Origin of the sequence: Streptomyces sp. NPDC057654 (genome assembly GCF_042800135.1) — a bacterium.
Lineage (GTDB): Bacteria > Actinomycetota > Actinomycetes > Streptomycetales > Streptomycetaceae > Streptomyces.
This window is the reverse complement of the sequence record NZ_JBHVHQ010000624.1, coordinates 1-5,155: the sequence shown is the minus strand read 5'-3', so window position 1 is coordinate 5,155 and position 5,155 is coordinate 1. Positions and strand designations below refer to the sequence as shown.

Annotated in this window: 4 protein-coding genes and 1 pseudogene; 3 read left to right on the top strand and 2 right to left on the bottom strand. The window is 70.9% G+C overall.

Going from position 1 to position 5,155, the window contains the following annotated elements; genetic code table 11:
- The 3 genes and pseudogenes from ACFU99_RS32200 to ACFU99_RS32190 all read left to right on the top strand — a co-directional run.
- Positions 1-125 (top strand): annotated as a pseudogene (locus tag ACFU99_RS32200) (sugar hydrolase); the annotation flags it as partial.
- A gap of 44 nt (positions 126-169) precedes the next feature.
- Entirely contained in the window at positions 170-1,240 is a 1,071-nt protein-coding gene (locus tag ACFU99_RS32195; RefSeq protein WP_384398754.1) for an SIS domain-containing protein, read from the top strand.
- A 485-nt stretch (positions 1,241-1,725) separates the two neighbouring features.
- Positions 1,726-3,195: a sensor histidine kinase gene (locus ACFU99_RS32190; RefSeq protein ID WP_384398756.1), complete on the top strand. Its 1,470-nt coding sequence runs from the start codon at positions 1,726-1,728 to the stop codon at positions 3,193-3,195.
- Between the two features lie 120 nt (positions 3,196-3,315).
- Here ACFU99_RS32190 and ACFU99_RS32185 read toward each other — a convergent pair whose 3' ends face one another.
- Positions 3,316-3,573, bottom strand: coding sequence for a WhiB family transcriptional regulator (locus ACFU99_RS32185; RefSeq protein WP_004937597.1), 258 nt, complete (start codon positions 3,571-3,573; stop codon positions 3,316-3,318).
- 322 nt (positions 3,574-3,895) lie between these two features.
- Entirely contained in the window at positions 3,896-4,864 is a 969-nt protein-coding gene (locus ACFU99_RS32180; RefSeq protein ID WP_384398752.1) for a diacylglycerol/lipid kinase family protein, read from the bottom strand.
- Between the last annotated feature and the right edge of the window lie 291 nt (positions 4,865-5,155).

Genomic DNA, 5,155 nt, shown 5'->3' with positions numbered 1-5,155 from the left:
TCGTCGAGATGGGCGTGCCCCAGGCGCCGCCGGCCGGAGCGCCGCACATCGCGACTCATGGGGCCGCCCGCGTCTGCGGACGGGCCGCCGCGGAGGTCATCACCGGCAACGGCGCCGGTCGCTGAGGTCTGCGGTTCGTACGCAACACAGCCATTTGGAGGCACCCAGCATGTCCGCCACGACTCCCGATCGGCACAGCGAGCAGCCGGGCCGGATCATGTCCGGCGAAATCGCCGAGCAGCCCGCCGTGCTGCGCCGCCTCCTCGACGAGGGCGGGCCGAAGATCCGGGAGATCGCCGAGGCCGTCGCCGCGAAGAAGCCGCGGTTCGTGCTCCTCACCGCGCGCGGCACCTCCGACAACGCGGCGCTGTACGCCAAGTACCTGCTGGAGGTGCGGCTCGGCATTCCGTGCGGCCTCACCTCGATGTCCACGACGACGGCGTACGGCGCCCAGCCGGACCTCACGGACGTGCTGGTCATCACGGTCAGCCAGTCCGGCGGCTCGCCGGACCTGGTGGCCTCCACCAAGGCGGCCCGCGAGGCCGGCGCGATCACCCTGGCGGTCACCAACAACGCCGACTCGGCGCTCGCGGCGGTCTCCGAGTTCCACATCGACGTGCTGGCCGGCCCGGAGAAGGCGCTCCCCGCCACCAAGACGTACACCGCCGAGCTGCTGGCCCTCTACCTCTTCGTCGAGGGGCTGCACGGCGGCGACGGCGCGGACGCCAAGGCGCTGCCCGAGCTGGCGCGGCAGATCCTGGCGCGCGGCGCGGAGGTCAAGCAGCTCGCCGGCCGCTACCGCTTCGCGGAGCGGATGGTGCTGACCTCGCGCGGCTATGGCTACCCGACCGCGAAGGAGGCCGCGCTGAAGCTGATGGAGACCAGCTACATCCCGGCGCTCTCCTACTCCGGCGCGGACCTGCTGCACGGCCCGCTCGCCATGATCGACGCCATCTCGCCGGTCATCGCCATCGTCACCGAGGGCAAGGGCGGCGAGGCGCTCCAGCCGGTCCTGGAGCGGCTCCGCGGCCGCGGCGCGGACCTCGTCGTCATCGGCAGTGAGGCCGAGGTCGCCAAGGCGTCCGCGGGCTTCGCCCTGCCGACGGACGGCGTGCCCGAGGAGCTCCAGCCGATCCTGGAGATCCTCCCGCTCCAGCTGCTGGCCTACGAGGTCACCATCGCCCGCGGTCAGGACCCGGACGCCCCGCGCGCCCTGGCGAAGGTCACCGAGACCCGCTGAGGCGCCACGCGCGTACGACAGGCCCCTCACCCGCGCCGGGTGAGGGGCCTGCGTCGTCGTACGGGGCTCCGGGGGCGGAAAACACTTCGGGCCGCGGCGCCAGGACGGGACCCTCAACCCGACCGGCACCGCAGCCCGGAGCAGACATCGGCCGGACCGGTGGCGCGAGGTGTGCGGGCCCCGCGGCCGGAGAGGCCGACTGAGGTCCGGGACGCGGTCAGGGCAGAGAGCGCCACGGTCCTCGATCCGCCCTCCTGTGCGGGGAGAGCGGAGGCTTTACCACTCCATTGTGGACTAGACCATTCGCCGCTGTCTATGCGTAGGACGAAGTAATGAGGCCCCGGACACGGAAGAATCCCCCGCCCGGCGACAGGCGCCCCGACGGGCCTTACGACGGGCCTTACGGCGGGTCCTTCGACGGGCCGCCGTTACCGCCCGAAACGGGCTTTCGGGGGAACGCGGGTACGCTCGCAGCCGTGCCTTCCATGAACGACCTGGTCCGCCAGCACACCGCCCTCGGCGACTCCGACCTGGAGTGGCTGCATCTGCTGGTCTCCGAGTGGCAGCTGCTCTCCGACCTCTCCTTCGCCGATCTCGTGCTGTGGGTGCCCACCCTCGACGGCACGCGGTACGTCTCCGTGGCCCAGATGCGGCCCAACACCGGCCCCACCTCGTACCAGGACGACATGGTCGGCCACCTGGTGCCGCGCGGCCGCAGGCCCATGCTGGACGCCGCGCTCGACGAGGGCCGGATCGTCCGCGAGGGCGACCCGGAGTGGCGCGAGGAGGTGCCCGTACGCGTCGAGTCCATCCCGGTCCGGCGCGAGGGCCGGGTGCTGGGCGTCATCGCCCGCAACACCAACCTGCTGACCGTACGGACCCCGAGCCGGCTGGAGCTGACCTACCTCCAGAGCGCCTCCGACCTCGCCCAGATGATCGCCGCCGGGGCGTTCCCCTTCCCCGGCCAGCAGGTCGACATGGACGCCTCGCCACGCGCCGGCGACGGCCTGATCCGCCTCGACGCCGACGGCATCGTGCAGTACGCCAGCCCCAACGCCCTCTCCGCCTACCACCGGCTCGGCCTCGCCGCCGACCTCGTGGGCCACCACCTGGGCGAGGCCACCGCCGAGTTGGCGCCCGCCCGCGGCCCCGTCGACGAGGGGCTCGCCAAGCTCGCCAGCGGCTGGGCGCCGCGCGAGTTCGAGGTCGAGGGCGACGACGGCGTCATTCAACTGCGCGCCATCCCGCTCAAACCGAAGGGCAACCACATCGGTTCGCTCGTACTGCTGCGCGACGTCACCGAACTGCGCCGTCGCGAACGCGAATTGATCACCAAGGACGCGACCATCCGGGAAATCCACCACCGGGTGAAGAACAACCTCCAGACCGTCGCCGCGCTGCTGCGCCTCCAGGCCCGCCGGATCGGCTCGGGGGAGGGGCGGGAGGCGCTGGAGGAGGCCGTCCGCCGGGTCGGCTCGATCGCGATCGTGCACGAGACGCTGTCCCAGAATCTGGACGAGCGGGTGGAGTTCGACGAGATCGCGGACCGGGTGCTGGCCATGGTCGCCGAGATCGCCCCGGGCAAGGTCACCGGCCGCCGCACCGGCCGCTTCGGCGTCCTCGACGCCGAGGTCGCCACCCCGCTGTCCATGGTGCTCACCGAGGTCCTCCAGAACGCGCTGGAGCACGGCTTCGGGCCGGGGGAGCAGGGCACGGTCGAGGTGCTGGCGGTGCGTGCCGCCGCGCGCGAGGAGTCCCGGCTGCGGGTCACCGTGCAGGACGACGGGTGCGGGCTGCCGCCGGGCTTCGACGCGCAGCGCGCCGGGAACCTCGGCCTCCAGATCGTACGGACCCTGGTGGAGGGCGAGTTGAACGGGAAGTTCGACATGGTGCCCGCGCCGGAGCGCGGCACGCGCGTCATCCTCGACATCCCGGTCCGCGGCGACAAGCACTGATTGTTTATCAGCGAACAGCACTGAGCCCCGGACCGTGGATACGGTCCGGGGCTCCACAACTCACGTTGCTGTGCGCATCGGGGGTACTGCGCGCTGCGGCTCGGGGGCCGAGGGGCGTCGTCAGGCGGTAGCGTTACGCGCCCGGTTGCGGGCGGCGCGGCGCTTCATTGCGCGGCGCTCGTCCTCGCTGAGGCCACCCCAGACGCCGGAGTCCTGGCCGGACTCAAGCGCCCACTGCAGGCACTGCTCCATGACGGGGCAGCGGCGGCAGACGGCCTTGGCTTCCTCGATCTGCAGCAGCGCAGGACCGGTGTTGCCGATGGGGAAGAACAGCTCCGGGTCTTCCTCACGACAAACGGCGTTGTGACGCCAGTCCATGGCTGCTACCTCTCCTCGTATTGCGGTTACGTCGCTTGTGAATGTGAACGCTTTCACGAATCCCCCCGCGAATGAAGGGCCGACGCCACGTCGAAAGAACGCGTGTGGTCCTAGAAAAGAGGAGGGGGTTCGGGCTCTCAAGGGGGCCGGTGATGAGCGGCCGTCCCGATCGCCATGAAGAGAGTCGCAAACCTCGGCGACGGATACAACCCCTTCCGGAAAGTTTTTTTGGATTCCTCGGTGTCGGCTAGGTCACAGCCGTACTTCCAGGGGGTGGAACCCAGCCTAAACGTTCGAGTGGAAGGACTTTAGCCCCTACCACTCACACAATCACACGCAGTGCCCGGCGTACGCCTGTGAACGTCACACTCGTTCGCAGTCCCAGGTGGTCGCCGTCCATCTGGAACGGCAGTGGAACCTGGGAATGCAAGGTGAAGGCCGTCAAGTCGTGCAGCCCCACCACATGCTTCCCGCGCGGGCCGCGCTCCGGCGTTGACGTCATCAGCTGCGTCATGTGGCGGGCGGCCGACGGAGTGGACAGCCGGGTGAAAGCCAGCAGGTCAAGGGCGGTGTCGAAGGACGCCTCAGGGCTCGCGTAAACCGGCCGGTTGCCGAAATAGGTCCACGGCGAGGTGTTGCAGATTATCGATACGACGAGATCCTCGACCGGATCCTCGCCCGGCCGTTCGAGGGTGATCGTGCCGCGCCGGCGGTTCGCCTCGCCGAGGAATTGCCGCATCACCTGTCGTGCGTACAGGGCATGGGTCGAACGCTTGCCGCGCTCACGCTGCTGTTCCACCCGCCCGATGACTCCGGCGTCGAATCCCAGACCCGCACAGAAAGTGAACCAGCGTTCCGGAACTCCCTCGTCGTCCGTGCCCGGAGTTCCCGTCGCGAGCCCCAGACTCACCGTGCGCTCGGTGCCCTCGCGCAGCGCGTTCAGCAGCGCGCCGGTCGCCTCGACGACGTCGTTGGGCAGCCCCAGCGAGCGGGCGAAAACATTGGTGGAACCGCCGGGGACCACGGCGAGCCGCGGCAGGCCCGAGACATCCGGCCCGCCGCTCAGCAGGCCGTTGACGACCTCGTTCACCGTGCCGTCGCCGCCGAGCGCCACCACGAGGCCGGTGTTGCCGTCCTCGGCGGCCCGGCGCGCGAGATCGCGGGCGTGGCCCCGGTACTCGGTGGTCGCGACCTCCAGCTTCAGGTCGCTGGCGAGCGCGTGCACCAGGACATCGCGGGTGCGGGCACTGGTGGTGGTTGCCGACGGATTGACCACGAGAAGCGCGCGCATGGGCGCCAGACTACCTACCTGGGGGTATGCGTCCCGCTCCTGGCCCATCTCCCACCCTGTCTCCCGGATCGTCCACCACGGCCCCCGCAGCCCGCTCCCGGCCCCGTACGGAACCCGGCCCGGCCCACTCCCTGGCGGGCCGCTCACGGGCCCGGCGGGCTACCCTGCAAGGGTGAGTCCCAAGCAGAGCCCCAACGCCGCCCCAGCCCCCGCGCCGGCCGGTCCGCGACCGGCCCGGCTGACCGCGGCGGCGGCGCTCGCCGCCGTCGAAGGCGTGGCCCTCGTCGGCCT

Coding starts and splice junctions, on each gene's coding strand:
- ACFU99_RS32195 (WP_384398754.1), top strand. CDS start 170: ATGTCCGCCACGACTCCCGATCGGCACAGCGAGCAGCCGGGCCGGATC.
- ACFU99_RS32190 (WP_384398756.1), top strand. CDS start 1,726: ATGAACGACCTGGTCCGCCAGCACACCGCCCTCGGCGACTCCGACCTG.
- ACFU99_RS32185 (WP_004937597.1), bottom strand. CDS start 3,573: ATGGACTGGCGTCACAACGCCGTTTGTCGTGAGGAAGACCCGGAGCTG.
- ACFU99_RS32180 (WP_384398752.1), bottom strand. CDS start 4,864: ATGCGCGCGCTTCTCGTGGTCAATCCGTCGGCAACCACCACCAGTGCC.